The 20,052-nt window shown below is 40.1% G+C and carries 22 protein-coding genes; 4 read left to right on the top strand and 18 right to left on the bottom strand.

What is annotated here, in order from left to right; all coding sequences use genetic code 11:
- Window positions 1–107: 107 nt before the first annotated feature.
- From SB775_RS01805 to SB775_RS01795, 3 genes are all read right to left on the bottom strand, one after another.
- Complete coding sequence (locus SB775_RS01805) at window positions 108–1,961, bottom strand: LTA synthase family protein (RefSeq protein WP_410860357.1); 1,854 nt, start codon at window positions 1,959–1,961, stop codon at window positions 108–110.
- Between the two features lie 188 nt (window positions 1,962–2,149).
- Entirely contained in the window at window positions 2,150–3,121 is a 972-nt protein-coding gene (locus SB775_RS01800) for an ROK family glucokinase (RefSeq protein ID WP_410860517.1), read from the bottom strand.
- 14 nt (window positions 3,122–3,135) lie between these two features.
- On the bottom strand, window positions 3,136–3,345 hold the full coding sequence (locus SB775_RS01795; protein ID WP_061464059.1) for a YqgQ family protein: 210 nt from the start codon (window positions 3,343–3,345) through the stop codon (window positions 3,136–3,138).
- A 238-nt stretch (window positions 3,346–3,583) separates the two neighbouring features.
- Here SB775_RS01795 and SB775_RS01790 point away from each other — a divergent pair, with 238 nt between their 5' ends.
- Window positions 3,584–4,441, top strand: a complete 858-nt coding sequence (locus SB775_RS01790) for a hypothetical protein (protein ID WP_410860355.1) — start codon at window positions 3,584–3,586, stop codon at window positions 4,439–4,441.
- On the opposite strand, the gene SB775_RS01785 is transcribed toward SB775_RS01790, so the two are convergent.
- The 6 genes from SB775_RS01785 to SB775_RS01760 all read right to left on the bottom strand — a co-directional run bounded on the left by SB775_RS01785 (window position 4,436) and on the right by SB775_RS01760 (window position 8,400).
- Window positions 4,436–5,974, bottom strand: a complete 1,539-nt coding sequence (locus SB775_RS01785; protein ID WP_410860354.1) for a rhomboid family intramembrane serine protease — start codon at window positions 5,972–5,974, stop codon at window positions 4,436–4,438. The two genes, SB775_RS01790 and SB775_RS01785, sit on opposite strands and share 6 nt — an antisense overlap.
- A gap of 172 nt (window positions 5,975–6,146) precedes the next feature.
- On the bottom strand, window positions 6,147–6,335 hold the full coding sequence (locus tag SB775_RS01780; RefSeq protein WP_061464062.1) for a hypothetical protein: 189 nt from the start codon (window positions 6,333–6,335) through the stop codon (window positions 6,147–6,149).
- Between the two features lie 78 nt (window positions 6,336–6,413).
- Window positions 6,414–6,986 carry a 5-formyltetrahydrofolate cyclo-ligase gene (locus SB775_RS01775; RefSeq protein ID WP_061464063.1) on the bottom strand — a complete coding sequence of 191 codons (573 nt, stop codon included), beginning with the start codon at window positions 6,984–6,986 and terminating at the stop codon, window positions 6,414–6,416.
- 197 nt (window positions 6,987–7,183) lie between these two features.
- On the bottom strand, window positions 7,184–7,333 hold the full coding sequence (gene rpmG, locus SB775_RS01770; protein WP_028391797.1) for a 50S ribosomal protein L33: 150 nt from the start codon (window positions 7,331–7,333) through the stop codon (window positions 7,184–7,186).
- 117 nt (window positions 7,334–7,450) lie between these two features.
- Window positions 7,451–8,059, bottom strand: coding sequence for a hypothetical protein (locus tag SB775_RS01765; RefSeq protein WP_061464064.1), 609 nt, complete (start codon window positions 8,057–8,059; stop codon window positions 7,451–7,453).
- Between the two features lie 161 nt (window positions 8,060–8,220).
- A complete protein-coding gene (locus tag SB775_RS01760) occupies window positions 8,221–8,400 on the bottom strand; it encodes a hypothetical protein (RefSeq protein ID WP_410860352.1) in 180 nt (59 codons plus the stop codon).
- A 78-nt stretch (window positions 8,401–8,478) separates the two neighbouring features.
- On the opposite strand from SB775_RS01760, the gene SB775_RS01755 reads away from it, so the two are divergent.
- Window positions 8,479–8,868, top strand: coding sequence for a hypothetical protein (locus SB775_RS01755; RefSeq protein ID WP_089361517.1), 390 nt, complete (start codon window positions 8,479–8,481; stop codon window positions 8,866–8,868).
- The gene (locus SB775_RS01750) at window positions 8,861–9,316 is read left to right on the top strand and encodes a hypothetical protein (RefSeq protein ID WP_317777839.1); all 456 of its coding nucleotides are present in this window, start codon (window positions 8,861–8,863) and stop codon (window positions 9,314–9,316) included. The genes SB775_RS01755 and SB775_RS01750 overlap by 8 nt, the downstream gene beginning before the upstream one ends.
- A 70-nt stretch (window positions 9,317–9,386) precedes the next feature.
- Here SB775_RS01750 and phoU read toward each other — a convergent pair whose 3' ends face one another.
- The 9 genes from phoU to SB775_RS01705 all read right to left on the bottom strand — a co-directional run bounded on the left by phoU (window position 9,387) and on the right by SB775_RS01705 (window position 19,011).
- Entirely contained in the window at window positions 9,387–10,040 is a 654-nt protein-coding gene (phoU, locus tag SB775_RS01745) for a phosphate signaling complex protein PhoU (RefSeq protein WP_089361519.1), read from the bottom strand.
- 20 nt (window positions 10,041–10,060) lie between these two features.
- On the bottom strand, window positions 10,061–10,888 hold the full coding sequence (gene pstB / locus SB775_RS01740; RefSeq protein ID WP_061464069.1) for a phosphate ABC transporter ATP-binding protein PstB: 828 nt from the start codon (window positions 10,886–10,888) through the stop codon (window positions 10,061–10,063).
- 15 nt (window positions 10,889–10,903) lie between these two features.
- Complete coding sequence (gene pstA / locus SB775_RS01735; RefSeq protein WP_089361520.1) at window positions 10,904–11,782, bottom strand: phosphate ABC transporter permease PstA; 879 nt, start codon at window positions 11,780–11,782, stop codon at window positions 10,904–10,906.
- Between the two features lie 3 nt (window positions 11,783–11,785).
- A complete protein-coding gene (gene pstC, locus SB775_RS01730; RefSeq protein ID WP_410860516.1) occupies window positions 11,786–12,685 on the bottom strand; it encodes a phosphate ABC transporter permease subunit PstC in 900 nt (299 codons plus the stop codon).
- Between the two features lie 138 nt (window positions 12,686–12,823).
- A complete protein-coding gene (locus SB775_RS01725; protein ID WP_410860351.1) occupies window positions 12,824–13,786 on the bottom strand; it encodes a PstS family phosphate ABC transporter substrate-binding protein in 963 nt (320 codons plus the stop codon).
- A gap of 200 nt (window positions 13,787–13,986) precedes the next feature.
- A complete protein-coding gene (locus SB775_RS01720) occupies window positions 13,987–16,155 on the bottom strand; it encodes a peptidoglycan D,D-transpeptidase FtsI family protein (protein WP_410860350.1) in 2,169 nt (722 codons plus the stop codon).
- 191 nt (window positions 16,156–16,346) lie between these two features.
- A complete protein-coding gene (locus SB775_RS01715) occupies window positions 16,347–17,567 on the bottom strand; it encodes an MFS transporter (protein ID WP_289320054.1) in 1,221 nt (406 codons plus the stop codon).
- Between the two features lie 204 nt (window positions 17,568–17,771).
- Window positions 17,772–18,380: a superoxide dismutase SodA gene (sodA, locus tag SB775_RS01710; protein WP_034308436.1), complete on the bottom strand. Its 609-nt coding sequence runs from the start codon at window positions 18,378–18,380 to the stop codon at window positions 17,772–17,774.
- 145 nt (window positions 18,381–18,525) lie between these two features.
- The gene (locus tag SB775_RS01705) at window positions 18,526–19,011 is read right to left on the bottom strand and encodes a DUF456 domain-containing protein (protein ID WP_089361524.1); all 486 of its coding nucleotides are present in this window, start codon (window positions 19,009–19,011) and stop codon (window positions 18,526–18,528) included.
- A 165-nt stretch (window positions 19,012–19,176) separates the two neighbouring features.
- Between SB775_RS01705 and SB775_RS01700 the strand changes: the two genes are divergently transcribed.
- Entirely contained in the window at window positions 19,177–19,944 is a 768-nt protein-coding gene (locus SB775_RS01700) for a DUF1189 domain-containing protein (protein WP_410860349.1), read from the top strand.
- Window positions 19,945–20,052 lie beyond the last annotated feature (108 nt).

Genomic DNA, 20,052 nt, shown 5'->3' with positions numbered 1-20,052 from the left:
GATGTTCAGGAAGTCTCCCGTGTTTCAAATTGAATGGTGATCCTCCTTTAATGGTGCCGATTCTCCTCACAAAAACAAAAAAACCTGGATTAGCCAGGTTTCCATTTTCAACGTTGCTCATAAAATCGAAGCAAGTCGCCATATATTACTTTATCGGAGTAATTAAGTTCCTGCTTCGCCTTTTCTAAATACTTCTCACATGGACTCTTGTCCGTCGCCGTTCCGGTCTTTTTATCATAGCAGGTATCCATCGTATACAGATGATCCTTCGTGATGAAGCTGCTATCGCGAAGAACGGTGAATTCTATTTTCTCTTCGGAAAATAAATCTTTGCCGAATTCGATATAATCATCATTTTCAACGCCCAATAAATGCAGGAGTGTCGGCCTTACATCAATTTGGCCGGAAACGGTGGAAATCGTTTTTCCCTTCTGTCCTGGGACATGTATGATCAGCGGGACACGCTGAAGTTGGATGGATTCGAACGGCGTGATTTCCTTACCCAGGAACTGGCTCATGGCAGAGTTATGATTTTCCGAAATACCATAATGGTCCCCATATAGTACAATAATCGAATTCTCATATATGCCATCACGTTTCAAATCGCCAATAAATCGTTCCAAGGCTTCGTCCGTATAACGTACGGTCGGAAAATACCGATTCAAGGTTTTGGAATTTGAATCGTATGGTTCCAATGATCGGTCTGCTTCATTCAAAGTGAATGGGAAATGATTGGTTAACGTTATGAATTTGGCATAAAAAGGCTCCGGCATCCCCTTCAAGTGAGCAATTGATTGCTTGAAGAACGATTTATCATTCAAACCCCAATTGATGGAATTCCTTTCAGAGACCTTGTATTCATCACTATCATAAAACCGCTGGTACCCAAGAGAATCGTACATCATGTCACGATTCCAAAAGCTTTTATTATTGGCATGCAAGGAAGCCGTATAGTAACCTTTTTCCGTTAAGATTTCGGGGGTGGCTTTGTATTCATTTTGGGAATGCGTGAAAAATACTGCACCTCTACCTAAAGGATAAAGGGAATTCTCAATAATGAATTCTGAATCAGATGTTTTCCCCTGGCCAGTTTGGTGATAAAAGTTATTGAAATAATAGCTCTCTTTAATGAATTCATTCAGAAAAGGAGTGATTTCTTCCCCGTTCACTGTTTTATTGATGACAAAGCTTTGAGTGGATTCCAATGATACAAGAATCACATTTTTGCCTTTTGCCAGACCATATAGATCATCATTAACCGCTTTTTGATTGGAACGGATATAATTTTCAATTTCCGCCAATTCACTGCCATCCGCAAGGGCGCGTTGAGCTGATGATTTCGTCTGTAATATTGCATCATAGAGATGATAATGGTACGTACCAATATTCTTAACGAGGATTTCGCGGTCAAACGTTCTTGTCAGGAGTTCAGGACGCTCCGCTTCCGCTAAAGCTAAATTAAAGAATGTCACTCCTAAAGTCATTAACACTAAGAATTTACGATCCTGTGGATTGTATGAACGATCGTGGAATATTTTCGGTTTGTATTTGACCAAAAGCATCAAGAAAAGAATATCGGCAAAATACAAAAGGTCACCCGGATTGATCAATTCATGTACACTGCTTCCAAGGTCGCTCATATTGCTCGTTTGAAAAAGGACGGGGATGGTTAAAAAGTCATTGAAAAAGCGAAAAAAAACAAGGTTGGCAAACAGGACAAGGGTGATGAAAAAACTCATGATCAATAAGTATGCTGTCCGCCTTTTTTCCTTTAAAAATATATTTATGCTAAGGGTAAGTAATAGGAAACTGACCGGATTGATGAATAATATGAACTCCTGGACCCAATTTTCAATATCTATCTCAAAACTCGTTTTATAAGCAATGTATGTTTTAAGCCAAAGCGATATTAATAGGACCCAAAACAATGAGTATCCTTGATTTTTGAAGACCCTTTTCACTACTGGTCCCTCCTCATTGAAGAAGCGCTGGCGCTATGAACCAGAGCGTTTCAATCATGGGTCATGGTTCTTCTCTCCCGCAATGCAAAATCAGGAACGATTGGACCTGCCCCTTAAAGTTGTTAAACTGTCTGAAAATTACGTCTACTTTCATTATACCCCTGTTTGCCACAGGGCCACGCAACGGATCAAGTATTCAATTGGCTTTTGATAAGCCAGGCTGCACCTATTACCCCTGCATCATTGCCTAGTGTTGCCAGGCTGATTTTCGTTGATTTATTAACCCGTTTGAATGCATACTTTCCAAAAGCAGAACGGACAGTATCAAGCAGAATGTCCCCCGCTTGTGAAACGCCCCCGCCAATGACGATTTTATCTGGATTCATCACATTTCCAACATGTGATAGTGCTAACCCTAGGTAATTGCCTACCTTATCTACCACAGCTGTGGACAAAGGATCACCTGCTGCAGCGCATTGGAATAACAATTTGGAAGTAACCACATTTCCCTCGTCGACTTTCTGCTGAAGCATTGACTTTTCATCGGCATTATTCAAGGCCTCTAAAGCCATACGGACGATTCCCGTTGCTGAAGCGACCGTTTCCAAACAACCTGTCTTGCCGCAATTGCACGGCGCCCCGCCGTCTGTTATGACCGTTATATGGCCCACTTCTCCAGCAGCACCACTAATACCATGGACAATTTGCCCATTATGGATGATCCCGCCGCCTACACCCGTACCTAAAGTGACACAAACGAGGTCTTTGGCGCCATTACCCGCACCTTTCCACATTTCTCCCAAAGCTGCCATATTGGCATCATTATCGATCACCGCAGGGAGAGATGTCTCCACTTCCAATAAATCTTTTAAAGGATAATCTTTCCAGCCTAGATTGACGGCTTCATATATGGAACCACTTACAAAATTCACAGGGCCGGGGGCACCCATTCCTATCCCAACTATCTTACTCTTCGGTTCATTAAGTTCCACGAGCTTCGCATCAATCGCTTTTGCTATGTTAATCGTAATGAATTTGCCCTTTTCGGAGATGTCCGTGCTGATTTCCCATTTATGAATAATCTCTCCGTATGAATTGATCAGAGCCAGTTTGGTAGTTGTACCGCCTAAATCTACACCCATCAGCCACTTTTCCATCATTCTCACCTTTTTTATCATTTTTTTTTCTTTTTTTCCCTTTCAAGAGACAATTGCTGCCTAATTAAAAGGATTGCCATTTGATAATCTTTCGTATCCATCATCTGCATACGGTGGATTTCCCTGATTTCAGCTTCCATCAGTTCAAGCTCGGCTAGCCGATCACCAATATAAATAAATGTACCGAATCTTTTCAAGTATTGTTGAAGATCATAATATGTTTTCATTGTTAGCCTCTTTAGTCTTTTATATAGGAAAGTATATCGAATCAGCCTCTTTACAACAAGCGTCCATTTCCTCTTTTGATAATTTTACCCATCCCCCTCATACATGTCCAACTCTATTCATATGATGAAATATCAAGAATGTGAACGCCTAATGAGGACTCACTCGATTTGATTTAAAAATTTGGAACAACTTAATATTTTTAAAATCATTCATCGTACGTGAAAACGGAGGGGAAAAATGAAACTACAATTGAAGTATACCGTCTTTTTAGTCTTAACCACCATTTTTGTCATCCTTTACTTTTCAAATAATAGACAGGCAGAGGAAACCATTATTTTTTTTCCCATCGATTCCTCGCTCCATTTTGAACATGCTTCAACCCACCTGACACCGAAGGGTACCGGGGGTTCCACCTATTCCATTACTTGGAAGGTGGATTCTGCGTTGGACCAGCCTGCTTATTTACGTCAGGACGTATCGCTCTTATACAAAAATGGAAAATTGGCCGGAGCTTTAAAAAATTGGCGGCAAAATAAACAAGAACTCTCTCAAAAAGCGGAATCTAAAGAAAGGGAGAGCGGGCGTTACGAAGCGGTAACATTTCATTATGCCGAGGTTCATCCGGCTGACACAATTTTCACCAGTGCACAGCAGCTCAGTAAAGATAAACTTTATACAGTAACATCACCAGTTTTTCAATATTTCCATCGTCCCCTTTCAGAAGAACAGGTTCAATGGAAAAAAACGCTGGACGGTTTGACTGATCAAACGGTTCAAAATGGTTTGGAGAAAGCAGGTCAAGCATTTCAAGTTAATCTGGATCAGTACAATATCATCTCATTGACGGATCTGCCCTCAAAAAAAAATCAATGGCTTTCCGCCTTCCCCCAATTCAAACGGGAAGAAATTGTGGGAAAGCTATGGGAGGGGCTTTATAAAAATTATGTGTTAGGCATTAAAAAGGAGGATGGATCCACTGTGAGTCCACAAGGAAGCACCATCCCCCAATTGCTTATGGCGAAGAACCAGGGTGAAATACTTGTCTTGTTTACCCTGAAAGACGGTACCCCAATCATGCTACGTCAAAAGTTATAATCGCTTTTCAATTTCTGCCAACAGTTTAACATATGACTTTTTATCCGGGGCTAGCTCAATAGCCTTTTCAGCTTGCTCCTTAGCTTTGTCGAATGATTCGAGCTTCATGTAGACTAAGGCCAGATTGTAATGCGCCCCATGCAAATCCGGATTACTTTCAATTGCTTTTTCATAATAATCCCTTGCTTTGTATAAGTCGTCTTTATCAAAAGATAAATTCCCAAGCATAAAAAGCGATTGTGGTGCATCTGGGTTTTGATCCACATAATTGAATAACATCTCTTCTGCTTTATCTTCTTCTGCATCATCAATATACTTTTGGGCTAGCATGGCCATGGTATTATCATCTATAGCTGCATCGCTCTGATGTTTAAAACCAAATTGAAGCATGCCATAGGTCAGTATCGCAGTTCCTATTAAAAAAGCCAGCTGCCGAAAGAGATTCCTGGTTTTTGGCAGATGGACCACTCCAGCAGCCAAGAACCCGCCAACCAACCCTCCGATATGCCCTGCATTGTCAATTCCCGAAACGGTGAAACCATATATCAGGTTAATGATAATTAACGCGATCACCGTTGAGCCCATCGAGCGCATGAATAATTTTGGATAGACGATGCCAAAGTACAGAAGGGCCCCAAAACAGCCAAAAATGGCGCCGCTCGCCCCTGCCGAAAGATTCGGGGTCATGATGAAGCTGCCTAGAGTTCCGGCGAAACCTGCGAATATATAGATAAAAAGGAACCTGGCATTACCGTAAATCCTTTCTACTTCAGCACCGATCAAATACAATGAAAATGTATTCATCAGTAAATGAATGAACCCAATATGGATGATCATCGGTGTAAAGAACCGCCACCATTCCCCTTGTATGATATAAGGGGAATATTTAGCGCCAAACTCAATCAAAGTATTGGAGTTGGTGCTGCCTCCATTAAACTCCATCAAGATGAACATAGCTATTTGTATCGCTATGAATATATATGTAAAGAATGGCTTATTTGCATTTTGAAATACTTTCTGCTCAGCCTTAGCCTTTTTGACTGACTCCGAGATGGCGTCTTTCTTTACTGCGAGAACCTTTTCCTCATCTATTTCATTTTCTTTAAGAACTTGAATTGAAAGTGGTTTTTTCAAAACATGCTCAAGGTTTTGCAACGAATCATGAAATGATTCACAAGTAAGAATAAACGTGTTAACATTCGTTTTTTTAAAGGAAGCCACCTGTAAACTAAAGTCATGATCATCGACCGGGGCAAATTTACTAACATAGATACTTAGTATGTCTATGGGCTTTTTGTATAATTTCCTCCTGATCCTTTCCCCATTCTGCAGCGTTCGGTCGATATCACGTTTCAGCCAATTAGCCCAATCCAAATCATGTCGAATGAGCCTGATGACTGGAAACTCCTTATTCTTATCGCTCTCAAGCCAAATCTCCTGATGGTTTTCCGTGACAGTGATCATTCGATAATCATAATGGGCCGACAATTCCCTTATGGTTTCCCAAAACAAATAATCCTCTTTAAATCCCAATGCCTTCCCCACTTTCCAATGAATCTTAAGCTTCTAAAATTCCTGTTTCTATAATTAAAACTATAGACGAAATGATGAAAAAAGTAAAAAGGAGACTGTTTTCCCCTCCACTCTCCCCCTCCTTATAAAAAAAGGAACCCTTGAGAGGTTCCTTTTTAAGATGCCGGCATCATCATTTGGTCTGACTGAACATGCTTTGCATCATTTTATCCCTGAACATTGGCATATCCAAGGACTTAGTCACTAGAAATCTTCTCAGTATGCCGTTAGAAAGCACAGCATTTATCAGGCGGTACCGGTTTTGATAACCTGCATAAACCACTAAACCAACCAAGAAGATTTGAATAATTAATCGAAGCATAACAATCCCTCCTAGCATTAGTTTGATACAGGAAAGGATTTTTATGAGCTAAAAGTGATAATTAATAATTTTCTTCTTCTAATGGGCGTACGTGCGTAAAATCCTTGAAGGGGTAATGAGTTTGCTTACCGCTATATCATGAACCTCTATCGGGAGTTCATCCAAAAATTGAAGGTCGTATGCAAGGGCCATTGTAGCACCTCGGTAATATGAGAGGAAGCGGTCATAATAGCCACCCCCAAAGCCTAGGCGATACCCTTCTTTGGTAAAGGCAAGACCGGGTACGATCAATACGTCCAATTCCTCTTTGAGAGCCTTGGCAGTTTCAGCCACTGGTTCAAGCAATCCATAATAAACAGACTCCAGCTGATTGAAGGAGGAAATCTTTTTGAATTCCATTGTCTTTTTTTCAGGGTCACACTTGGGCACTGCCACTTCTTTCCCTTCACTCCATGCTTGTTCAATGATCCGTACCGTTGGAACTTCAGGTGGAATGGAGATGGTGATGCCAATGGTTTTAGCTTTTTTCCATTCCTCCAGTGAAAATAAGTTTTCAGCGATTCTGCTCGATAGTTCTTCATGTTCCACTTTGGTCAGTTCCATTAAACGGGACCTAACTTCTTTACGGAGCTTATTCTTGTTTTCTCTCATCTCTTCCGACTCCTTTAGTCTACTTCTATTATTATCTCATAATATTTGTTCAATTACGAAAATACGAAGCGGGAAGTTGCTTAATCATTAGTACATTCTGAAAATATTCACTAAATGGGCAACGGACCCAAAAGGAAAGATAGAAAGAAGGTATTAAAAAAATGCAAAAAAAAAAACAACAGGAAAAATCCTGTTGCTTACTTTGTTTCACGGTGAGTCGTGCTGCGTTTTTCTCTTGAGCAGTATTTTTTAAGCTCAAGACGGTCTGGATTGTTACGTTTATTTTTTTTAGAAATATAGTTACGGTCTCCACATTCAGTGCAAGCTAATGTAATATTTACGCGCATTGTGTATTTCCCTCCAAACATATTGACTTTTTCACATAGGACTTTTCTATAATATCATTATTCAATGCGAATTGCTAGTATGTTTTTTGGGAAAACCAACATTAACTTTTTTTAATTTTAATTGTTCACGTTTTGCATCGTCAGAAGAAGCTGATTATTTATGACTTTCGCTTCTTCTTTCGTTTCAGCATGAATGACCCAAGCCACAGCTTCTATACATTCCTTAGGTAAGATTTCCGTCTCTAATGTAAACACGCTGGTAACTTCGCCTTTGGCAAGCGGTGAATAAGCCAGGAGCCCTTCTTTCAGTGATTTGAAGCATCCCTCTTGATAAAGGCTTCCCTTACCTTGGATGCAATATTGAGAGATGCTTTTCCCTTTCACCAATCCACCCAGTAAGGCAATCGATTGAGGTGCTACATGTAAAATCGCCCTTTCATTCGGGCTGTAAAAAGCCACCGCCTGCCTTTCGAAAGCGTTTTCATAGTGAAAAAACACTTTAGGACGCTTAGTCTCAAATGAAGTATTCCTAATCGTGAACTTCGAAAAGGTCACCTGACCCTGGGTATAAGTTTGCGAAAGTGTCCGGATCTCTCCATTAGGATGACTCATCATGTCTTCCTCAGGATACCAATCAAAACTCTCATCCATCCATAACCCAGCCTTTAATCCCTTACGATATAGATCCTGGTTATCCTGCGGCATATATGCGAATAGCGAATTCATATAATCATCCCTTCCCCTTTTTTATCCTTATATAACTTATCATTAGGCGCTGACAGTGAAACTTTCCACTTAGAATCTGCACACCATTTTCTTATCTTATAGGTTCGTTGATTTTTAACTATTCATAATATTTCGTCTTTTCTTTTTATTCTATCTTTATGTTAGCACTGAATTGGCTGATGGACAATAAACACTTTTTGTCGAATTTTATGTAAGTTATCTTTTAAAGGTTTTTTTCCCGTTTTCATGCCTGAATTTTTTTCTTCATCGATAGTCATGAGGCTTTTCGACAATAATTTGAAACCAAACAGACCATTAATGTAGTTTATTGCCATATCCAAGATATAAAAATCTCCAATTTTTTAAAAATATGTGTAAAATATAAGTATATGTCGAAAATTATCTTCTGGGGTGTAAACATGGAAATCCTTATAATCCTTCTTTTTTCATTAGCGATCATCATTCTTATCATTTCCTTTATCAGTAAAGATAAAGTTGCCAAATTAGAAGAAGATTTAGAACAGATGACGATAACCTATATGCAGGATATCTACCAATTAAAGAAGAAAGTGAAAATTCTTGAAGAGGAATTCATTATCCAGGATGACCCGATTCCTCCTTTAAAGACTAAATCACCTGTCACTTCCAATGATATCGAACCCATTCATGAAATTCTAAAAAGCCAGGTTCTATCCTTATATAGCCAAGGTCTTTCTTTGGACCAAATCGCAAAACAATCCTCTTTAACAAAGGAACAAACCATCTCAGTGATCAAGCAACAAAGATTGCGGGTGAATAAAGATGAATAAAGCAAGACTGCAAGGCCTTTCCGCCGGTATCATCCTTACAACAACAATCTTTACAGGATTTTATTACGGTACCGGAATAATCGATGGTACCACTCCGACTACGGAGGAAGCTAAGGAATTGCTAGAGAATGAGGGATTTGTCGTTTCACTTCCTATCGAGGAAGCTAAAAGAACTGTCCATCAGTCAAAGGATGCGGATAAAGAAATAAAAGAGAAAGAAGCTTCAAAAAAAGATCACTCCATCGTCTCCTATACCATGGAAGTGAAAGCGAATATGACCACAAGCGAAATTGCCAATAGGCTTTCAAAGGAAAAGGTCATCGATGATGCTGCAGGATTTGAAGCTTATATGAATGAACATGATTTCGCAAAAAAAGTTCAAATCGGCGAGTTTGTGGTTACGAATAATATGACGTATAGACAATTGGCCCACACTTTGACACATTAATGAATAAGAGAGACTTTTAAATGGACGATGTCCGAGAAAAAGCCTCTCTTTATTTCAATTAGGATTGGGTTCATTCATTCCTGCTGACATATCTCCCTCTTACTAGGAAATAAATATTCTCTGCGATATTCGTTGTATGATCAGCCGTTCTTTCTAAATATCGGGCAATTAAGGAAAGCTGTGTGATCTGCTGAATGTTTTTTTCATCTGAAAGCCGAAGGAGACCTCGAATCATCTCTCCATAAAAGCGATCGACCTCATCATCCATTTCAATGATTTCTCTTGAAAGTACAACATCTTCCTTCTCAAATGCTTCTATCGAAAGTTCAATCATCTTTAGGGTAATATCATGCATCTGCTTTAAAGGTGTTAAAGGCAGAATAAATGGCTGGTCACCGATTCGGATGGCCGATTTAGCGATATTGACCCCAAAGTCCGCCATCCGCTCAATATCTGAAGCTATTTTTATGGCAGCGATGATACGCCGTAAATCAATCGCAACTGGCTGTTGCTTAGCAATCAGTAAAATAGCAAAGTCATTAATTTCCTCTTCCAGCAAATCAGCTATTGTATCATCATCAATAACTTCAAGAGCCTCTTCAACATTCTTGTTTTCCAGTGCGGTAAATGATTTTGAAATGGCGCCGGAAGCTAAATTGGCCAGTTCCACGATTTTCCCTTGTAACTCTTTCAATTGAAGCTCGAAATTTTCACGAACGATCATTATCGCATCTCCCTTTCTCTTTAACCGAAGCGTCCGGTAATGTAATCTTCTGTTCTTTTATCATTCGGATTAGAGAAGATGGTATTGGTATCAGAGTATTCGATGACTTCTCCATTTAAAAAGAAGGCTGTTCTATCAGAGATACGTGCTGCCTGCTGCATGTTATGGGTAACGATTATGATGCTGAATTCCTTTTTCATTTCTTGGACCAATTCTTCTATTTTCAAAGTGGAAATCGGATCAAGAGCAGAAGTCGGTTCATCCATTAAAATGACATCCGGCTCGATTGCCAAACATCTGGCGATACAAAGTCGCTGTTGCTGTCCACCTGAAAGTCCATATGCATTTTCATGAAGGCGGTCTTTCACTTCATTCCAAATCGCTGCACCTTTTAAACTTTTTTCAACGATTTCATCAAGGATTTTTTTATTTTTGATACCATGGATCCTTGGTCCGTATACAACATTTTCATAAATTGATTTAGGAAAGGGATTAGGCTTTTGAAAGACCATCCCCACCTGTGTCCTTAAATCTTCCACCTTATAGGACTGATCGAGGATATTCCTGTTCCTGTATTTAATCTGACCTGTCGTTTTAACATCCGGAACCAGTTCAATCATTCGGTTCAATGTTTTGATGTAGGTGGATTTCCCACATCCTGAAGGCCCGATGATGGCAGTCACTTCATTTTGATGCATATCAAGATTAATATTTTTCAAAGCATGGTTTTCACCGTACCATAAATTGAGATTGGACGTTTCATACACCTTTTCCGTCAAGACACCGGACTCGACATTTTCGATCCCGATTGCCGGTGACTTTTTTTCTCTCGTTAAGGTCATATTCATGCTTCCTTCCTCCCATCAATATCTTTTCTGGAATTTATTCCTAATTAAAACCGCTATTGAATTCATGAAAATTAACAGGAAGAGCAAAACGATGATTCCCGCTGCAGCAACCTGCTGGAATTCCTCCTGTGGACGAGATGTCCAATTATAGATTTGCATTGGCAGCACTGTAAATGTATCCATGACCGTTTGAGGCAAAAAGGCGATGAACATCGGTATGCCAACCACCACCAATGGCGCCGTTTCACCGATTGCCCGCGACAAGGCAAGTATTCCACCAGTTAAAATGCCAGGTATAGCAGCCGGGAGGACCACTTTCAATATTGTCTGCCACTTTGTTGCACCCATTCCAAATGAAGCTTCCCTTAAATCACGAGGTACGGCACGTATGGCCTCTTGGGCAGCTACTATGATGACCGGGAGAACGAGAAGACTCATGGTCAAGCCTGCTGCCAATATGGACCGGTCCAAGGCTAGCGCCCGGACGAAAACCGTTAAGCCCAGCAATCCAAATACAATTGACGGGACACCTGCCAGATTGGAAATATTCACTTTGATAAAAGTGGTGATCCAATTCTTTCTCGCATATTCCTCTAAATAAATCGCCGTTCCGACACCAAGCAGCAGGGAAACTGGAGCCACGACTACCATCAACCATATTGAACCGATTAGAGCTGCTTTTATACCAGCGTCCTCTGGTCTCCTGGAAGCGAAATTCTGAAGGAAATCCCCATTCAGATGACCAATTCCTTGAGTGAATATCCGATAAAATAAGATGGCCAATACAATGAGGCCAACCAATGTTGCCAAGAAGAATAATCCTTTACAAATCGTGTTAACAGCCAGCCTAACGGGCATTTTTTTTGCAACATGACTTTTGTTTATCAGTTTCATGTCTTAATATTCCTCCCTGAACTTGCGAGAGATGAACTGCGCCAGTAAATTCATGACAAGCGTAAAGACGAACAGTGTCATTCCAACCGCATATATGCTGTAGTAAATCGTTGTCCCATACCCTGCATCCCCCGAACTGACCTGTACGATATAGGCGGTCATCGTTTGGATCGATGAAGTGACATCCATGCTCATATTTGGAGTCGAGCCACCTGCAACACTCACAATCATGGTCTCCCCGATCGCTCTGGATAGAGCAAGAACGATGGATGCCACAATTCCTGAAATGGCTGCTGGCAATACCACTTTAATTGTCGTTTCAAGTTTCGTTGCCCCTAAAGCATATGCACCTTCGCGAATCGACTTCGGCACTGATACAAGGGCATCTTCCGACAAAGAGGCTATCATCGGCATGATCATGATCCCTACAACGATCCCAGGACTTAAGGCATTGAACATATCAAGGGAAGGAAATAAATCCCGCAAAACCGGTGTTACAAAAGTTAAGGCAAAGAAGCCGTAAACGATAGTAGGAATCCCAGCTAAAACTTCTAAAATCGGCTTGATGATTCTCCGCGTATTCTCTGATGCATATTCACTCAAGAAAATGGCTGTTGCAAGCCCTATTGGAACTGCAACCACCGCTGCTATCACTGTTATCTTCAATGTTCCAACGACAAGGGGCATAATCCCATACGAAGGGGTGGATGCAAATGGCAGCCATTTAGCCTCTGTAAAAAATTCGACGATGGAAACTTTGTCAAAGAAGATGAATGTTTCAAATATAAGCGTCAGGATAATCCCGATTGTAGTAAAAACAGAAATTGCCGCAGTAAAGAACAATAGCTTAGGTATGATTTTTTCTATATTTATTTTTTTCTTCCTTTTCTTTTCAAGGATCATTTGCTGTACAGAATAGCTTTCTGTTTTTCTCAGTTCCAACTTGCATCCTCCATTTCAGACACGCAATATTTGGATTTACAAGCTGTTACCCCCGCCTTAAACGAGTCAAGACGGGATTTCAGTAGCCTGTAATATCGATTATTTTTCAAGTTCTTTCAATTTATCAAGATCTTTCTTGTACTCTTCTTCCGGTAGGCTGATATAACCCACTTCTTCAGCAAGATCTCCAGCATTTTCAATGACGAATTGAGTATAATCTGCCACTTGTTCTTTTTCAGCTACGGACTTATTAGCTACATATGTGTATAGCGGACGTGACAATGGGGCATACTCCCCACTTTTAATTGTTTCATGTGTTGGCTCAACAGCACCTTTGCCGTTGTCGATGGAAACGATCTTTAACTTATCTTTATTTTCTGCATAGTAGGCATAACCGAAGAACCCAATCGCATTTTTATCACCTTCTACACCCTGTACAAGAACATTATCATCTTCTGAAAGCGTAGCATTTTCCACCATTGGTTTTTCGTTAAGGATCACTTCATTGAAATAATCATATGTGCCTGAATCTGTTCCCGGAGAGTAGAATTTTATTTCTTCATTCGGCCATTCGGGACGTATATCAGACCATTTCTTCACCTTGCCATTATCAACCCACAGTTTTTGGAGTTCTTCAACTGTTAGTGAATCGATGAAATCATTATCTTTATTGGCGACGATTGAAATCCCGTCAAATGCCAATTTCAACTCTGTATATTTAACTCCCTTTTCATCAAGCATCGTACTTTCTTCTTCCTTGACAGGTCGGGATGCATTGCTTAAATCCGTCTCACCAGCGATGAATTTCTTAAATCCTCCGCCTGTTCCTGATGATCCAACTGATACTTTTACATCAGGTTGTGTAGCCATATATTCTTCTGCAACTGCCTCCATGATTGGAAAGACCGTTGAGGAACCATCCGTTATCACTTCTCCCTGCAGTTTGCCTGATCCTTTTCCTTCACTGCTGCTTGTCTTAGTATCATCGGATCCACAACCCGCCGCAACTGCAATTACTCCACCCATCATTACGGTCATTGCCATACCCTTGAAACGTCTCATTTGTAAATCCCCCTAAGAATTTTATATGAATATTTTGTCCTACAAACACATCATACTTTTATACTGTGAACCCCATTTGAAGCAAATGTAAATATTCAGTAAATTATTGTGTACGAATTGTAAAGATGCCAAAACTGGATTCATCGCGACCTAAAAAAAACACGTTTTCGGTTTTACCCAAAAACGTGTTTTTAGCCTTTTTATTCATTTTCCTGGCTTTTTCTAACTTCAGCCTGGTCTTTTTGAACGTCTTTACCATTCTCCACTTTCAAATCAGTCGAGGTTTCAGTATTTTCCTTTTTAGCCCGTTCTTTTTTCAGTTTGAAATAAGTATCCATGATTTCTTCACCTATTTCTTTGCTCATGCTGTGGCCCGTATGTCCTTGATATGCCCACGGAACAACGACAGCAAAAGCAACCTCCGGATTTTTAGCAGGTGCATAACCGACGAGTGTGATATTCATCGTATCTTGAGGCTCGCTATAATCCGTTCGGTTCGGACCATCATAGAACGCTTGCGCCGTTCCAGTTTTAGCCGCTACCGTATATGGTTTCTTACCAAAATACGTATAGGCTGTTCCGCCTTGTTCCATCGTTACTTTCTCGAAACCGCTCTGCACACGCTTTATCCAATCTTCCTTCATATCCAGACGATTCATGACTGTCGGTGAAATTTCTTCATCGACAGGACCCAATTCTTCGTTATCATCAACCGGTTCGCGAATTTCCTTAACCATATGCGGCTTCATGCGATTTCCACCATTCGCAATGGTTGAAACATATTGCACAAGCTGCATTGGTGTGTACGTATCATACTGTCCGATTGCGAGGTCAAGCAGCTTACCAGGAGATGTTTCGGAACCTTTGAATCCGCTCATTTCATTCGGCAAATCAATCCCAGTGCGTGTACCCAAGCCAAACTGGGCAAATGAATTCCGTATGGTTGAAAAGGCGCTTGAACTAATATTCAATGGCTCATTCGGAACATAATGTGCACCGGCAATATTAATCGCCGTTCTGAACATATAAACGTTCGAGGATACCTTTAAGGCAGTCAAATCATTAATGTTCCCGAAGTTACTATATGATCCTTTTGCTTTTGTTCCCTTGATCTTAAGTTTTGTATCATAAAAGTATGTACCTGGCTGGATCGCACCTTGCTGATAACCAGTTAAAACGGTAGCACCTTTTACGGAAGAACCCATCGTATAGGAAGTCGTGATATTTCCTAATGCAAAGTCCTCTATGGAAGATCTCCCTGTTTTCGGATCCTTCTCATATTTCTTACCAGCCATCGTTAAAACTTCTCCTGTATTGGGATCCATCATGACGACAAAGGCCCTATCCAAGAATTTGGTGTTACCCATTTTCTTCTTGGCAATCAATTGCTTTTCAATGATTTTCTCTGTTGCTAGCTGTAAATCCATATCGATTGTCAATATAAGATCTTTTCCGCGCTGGCCTTCAGTAATCACTTCTGAATCGACTATATTTCCTGATTTATCGGTCACATTCCTTACTTTTGCTTTCTGCCCTTGGAGGATATCTTCATATTGCTGCTCGATATAGCTCTTTCCTACACGGTCATTCCGGCTGTAATCACGTGCCAGGTAATAGTCCAGACTTTCACTAGGCAATCCTTCTTCAGACGAAGAAACTTTACCCAATACAGATTTAAGGGTTTTATTATACGTATAAAAACGATCCCAATCCGTTGATATATCGACCCCAGGAAGCGAATCAAGGTTTTCGCTCACTCTGGCGAATTCTTCCTTCGTCACTTTTTTGTTTTTCACAATCTGTGGAGTAAGCGCATATCCGCTAGCAAATTCCCTGTATATGGCAAGGGTTTCCATATCCTTTTTCGAAAGCTTTGCTTCATCCTCCGTAATCCTTTTGAGCTGAAGCTTATACAAATCACTCTCTTCCAGCTCGCCCTGTTCGACCTTTTTTCTCTCTTTATCAGTAATTTTTTTGGCGGCCAACTTTGGATGATTTAAAATCCAAAAATCCTTTTTATCACGCTCAGTTACTTTATTCGTATCTTTTTCGATCAACTTCGCGAGTTTCTCAGCCGTTTCCACCATTTCTGTTTGTTTCGTACCTTGCTTTCGTGTATATGTAATTGCATCCAGTGGTTGGTTGTCGACCATCAGTTTTAAATTCCGGTCATACATTTTTCCACGGGGCACCGAATTATTCACGGTCACTTCCTCTGTTTTTTCAATCTCACGCCGGTAATCATCACCATAAACAATTTGTACAACACCCAAGCGTAAAATGAGAGCGGAAAACAAAACAAACACTAAAAAGAAAAGAATATTCAATCTGAAAGGCACATGCGTCTTTTTCTTTTTCTTTTTATTCACACTAAGCCACACATCCTTTTTACATAGTCATAATAGTCCTTTACTATTCTATAGAACATTTATATTTTTTTCTACCTTAGTGTTCTAGAAATATTAAACATCTAATGAACATTACACAAAAAGTGACTTACGGCTCATAATATCTAAACCGTAAGTCATGGATATTGAAAAGAGGCCTTTATGGCCTCTTTTCAATCTTGGTCAATGATATCGATTTTTCGTACAAACCAATATATGGCCGTATGCCCTGCCCCGACGATTAACAGATAAATCGGAAGCATTTGCTTTAGGTCGAAAAACATGACCGAAAGAATGAATCCTGATATGGATACTATCCTTCCAAAATGTACGAACAGCTCCCTGACTACGATATATTCAATCCTCATTTCCGCTGCTTTCCAAGCGCGGCCTATAATGTCATAAGTCAATGATATATATGGGACCAAAAGAATAGGATAAGCGGTAGCAACAATCGCCCCATAAATGAGAAGCTTTCCGAATGTGATATCAATTGCAATCAATAAGACTCCTGCATACAACAGGATTCCTCCAATAAGAATCGCTTTCTTTCGCATCGGCTGTTTTATATATCGAGAAGCAAAAAAATACGCAACGAATGATATGGCTGAATTTAACAGACCATAGCTCCCTAAGGCAAGTTCACTGCCCGTCTGAATGAAAACGGTGATTGAAATGATGAACATGAATGTGCCCTCTCGTATCCCTTGAAAAAAATGTGCACGAGTGATCAAGAGCCAATTACGATTTTTTTTACGTTCTTGCAATATCCGAAGAAAAAAGTATTTCCCATGGGCTGGACGTCTTTTCAACGAAAAACTAAGAAATACCGCAACGGAAAACAATAACAAAGACAAGCCGAATACAATGGAATATCCCGTGAATTTTTCAAGCCTTGAAATGATGAACCCTGAAAGAATAGGACCCACCATCCCCCCAAGGGATGATAAAATCCCTAAAAAACCATTGAAGAAATCTCTAGTTTCCGGTTCTGTAATTTCAAACGTCAATACATTATACGCTAGCCAATAAAACCCATAGCCCATTCCTAACAGTGCACCGAGCAGCCAAAGAAAATCCGTTGCCCGTGTGCCGACCAAAAGGACAGTTAAATAAAATAGGGCCAAAAAGATTACACCTAGACGCAAAACAATGATTCGATCCACTTTTTTCGCCAGCCTGCCAGCAAAGACAAAGGTAAGCGGTTGAAAAAGCACCACGGTTAGATTATATACGGCAATATCAACAATTTGACCGGATTGTTTCCACAAGTACACATTAACGAATGTATTGGATAAAGCAATGCTAAGGCTGTACAGACCGCCAATAAACAAAAGGAGGTGCAGATCCTTCTTCCCCCCCGTTTCACCCAACCATCTCTCTAAAATACCCATTGTTTTAACTCTCCTTTAAATTCCACTCTAGTGTTTGAAAAAACAAGGGTATTTATGTAAAAAAAAGTAAAGAAAACTCTTCGGCCGGCGAAGACGGAGAAGTAGTTGCATTTACACTGGTTACCTTATAGATACTGCCATCTATATATAAACAAAAAAAAGACAGGATTTCCTGTAAAGGAGTTCCTGTCTTTTTCTTACTAATTATTTTGCAGCGCTGTAACGTTTTGCAACTTCATCCCAGTTTACAACATTCCAGAAAGAATTGATGTATTCAGGACGACGGTTTTGATAGTTTAGGTAGTAAGCATGTTCCCAAACGTCCAATCCAAGAAGTGGAGTTTTACCTTCTGATAATGGATTGTCTTGGTTCGGTGTACTTGTTACTTCCAATTCGCCGTTGTTGACAGCAAGCCAAGCCCAGCCAGATCCAAAACGAGTAGTAGCCGCTTTAGCGAACTCTTCTTTAAAGCTGTCAAAGCTTCCGAATTTAGAAGTGATAGCATCTGCTAATTCACCAGTTGGTTGTCCGCCGCCGTTAGGTGAAAGGATTTCCCAGAATAATGTGTGGTTAGCATGTCCGCCACCATTGTTGCGTACAGCTGTACGTACAGCTTCAGGTACTGCGTCAAGGTTAGCGACAATTTCTTCAACGCTTTTGCTTAGAAGTTCTTGGTTGCCTTCTAGGGCATTGTTCAGGTTCGTCACATATGTGTTGTGATGTTTAGTGTGGTGAATGTTCATTGTTTCTTTGTCGATGTGTGGTTCTAATGCATCATATGCATACGGTAATTGTGGAAGTTCAAAAGCCATTATAAAATTCCTCCCTATGTAAGCTGTTTTTTTTTGAGGGCTTCAGTTCTGGAAAGATACCTGAAGCTCGCTAGCAATAGCGTATCAAATTTTTGTAACCGTTTCAAACCTTATGCCTCAATTTTTCATTTTTCGATTTTATTTCCTATGAGAATACCACGTATATAAAATATCCTATCATCAGAAGTTGAATGATGCCTTTGGTGATTACGCTGCTTATAAAACCTACAACGGAACCAAGGCCGATTTTAGAAGCAGTAACCAGGTCTTTTTTATGGACTAGGATTTCCGCCAAGAATGCCCCGATGAATGGGCCTATTAGAATTCCGACGAACGGAATCACGAATGGTCCGACCAGAAGCCCAATCGTACTGCCCCAAACCCCCGCTTTCGTGCCGCCATATTTTTTGACTCCAACCATGTTTGCTATATAATCAGCTGCGAATAAAAGGATGACGAATAAAATTTGGACAGTCCAGAAAAACCAGCCAAATGGTTCAAAGGAATAAAATAGTCCATATAACAATATTCCGCCGAATATGAATAAAACACTTGGGATGATCGGAAAAATCAGACCGACAAAGCCCATTATGAACATGAGGATAATTATTATCCAAAATAGTGTATCCATAACTAAAAACGCCCTTTCTCATTTCATTTATTATTTTTGCCTCTATCACTCCATAATTGCCTCTTTATTAATGGTTGAAACCATTGAAGCAGAAAACAGGTTGTTTTATTTTTCCCAAATAGTTAAAATTGGTTAGGAATCTTATATAGTTAGGTGCTGAAAACATTGAACATATTCAAACAACTATGGGTAAGCATATATTCTCCTAAAGATATCGCTTCCTTTCAAAGCCAAGGTATCGGGAAAACGATATTATTCGTATTCTTTATAAGTCTCATTGCCTTTCTCCCTTCAGCTTTTTATTTCGGTACAATGGTAGTTGACGGGATAGATGCCATGAATGAAACAGTATCTGAAGACTTACCTGCATTTGAAATCAAAAATGGCACGTTGACGACTGAAGAAGGTGAACCATTTAGCCTGAATAAAAACGGATATCAAATTTTTGTAGATGGTACGGGGACCTTGACCCCGGAAGAAGTAGCTGCAAAAGCTGATGAGGCTGTCGCCCTTTTAAAGTCTAATCTGGTGTTCGTATCTGGCGGCAACGTGCAATCCACTCCATATTCACTTCTGGAAGGAGATAATCAGGAAATATCCACTTGGCTTGAGTCAGTTGAATCTGTGCTACCGATCATCCTTCCACTGCTACTACTTATATTATACCTGTTTACTGCTAGCGGAATCTTCATTAAAGTGACAATCCTTGCCGCTTTTGGACTTCTTTTCAAAAATGCCCTTGGCCGTTCGCTTTCCTATAGGCATCTATGGAGAATTGGTGCATATAGCATTACACTTGCCACCATATTCTTCACCATCATGGATGCTTTTAAAGCAACGGTTCCATTCGCTTCAATCATTAGCTGGTTTGTGACATTGATAATGTTATACTTATCCATTAAAGAAACAGCTGCTAATAAAATCCCAGATTGACCTTAAACAGCAAAAAGACCCGGAACCCATCTGAACTGTGCCCTTCAAAATGGACAGTCTTAAAAAAAGACCTATAATTTAAGCAGCTAATAGATGACTCCCGTATTG

The organism is Peribacillus sp. SIMBA_075 (assembly GCF_046534585.1).
Note: the sequence above shows the minus strand (reverse complement) of the source record. Positions and strands in the feature narration are given on the sequence as shown.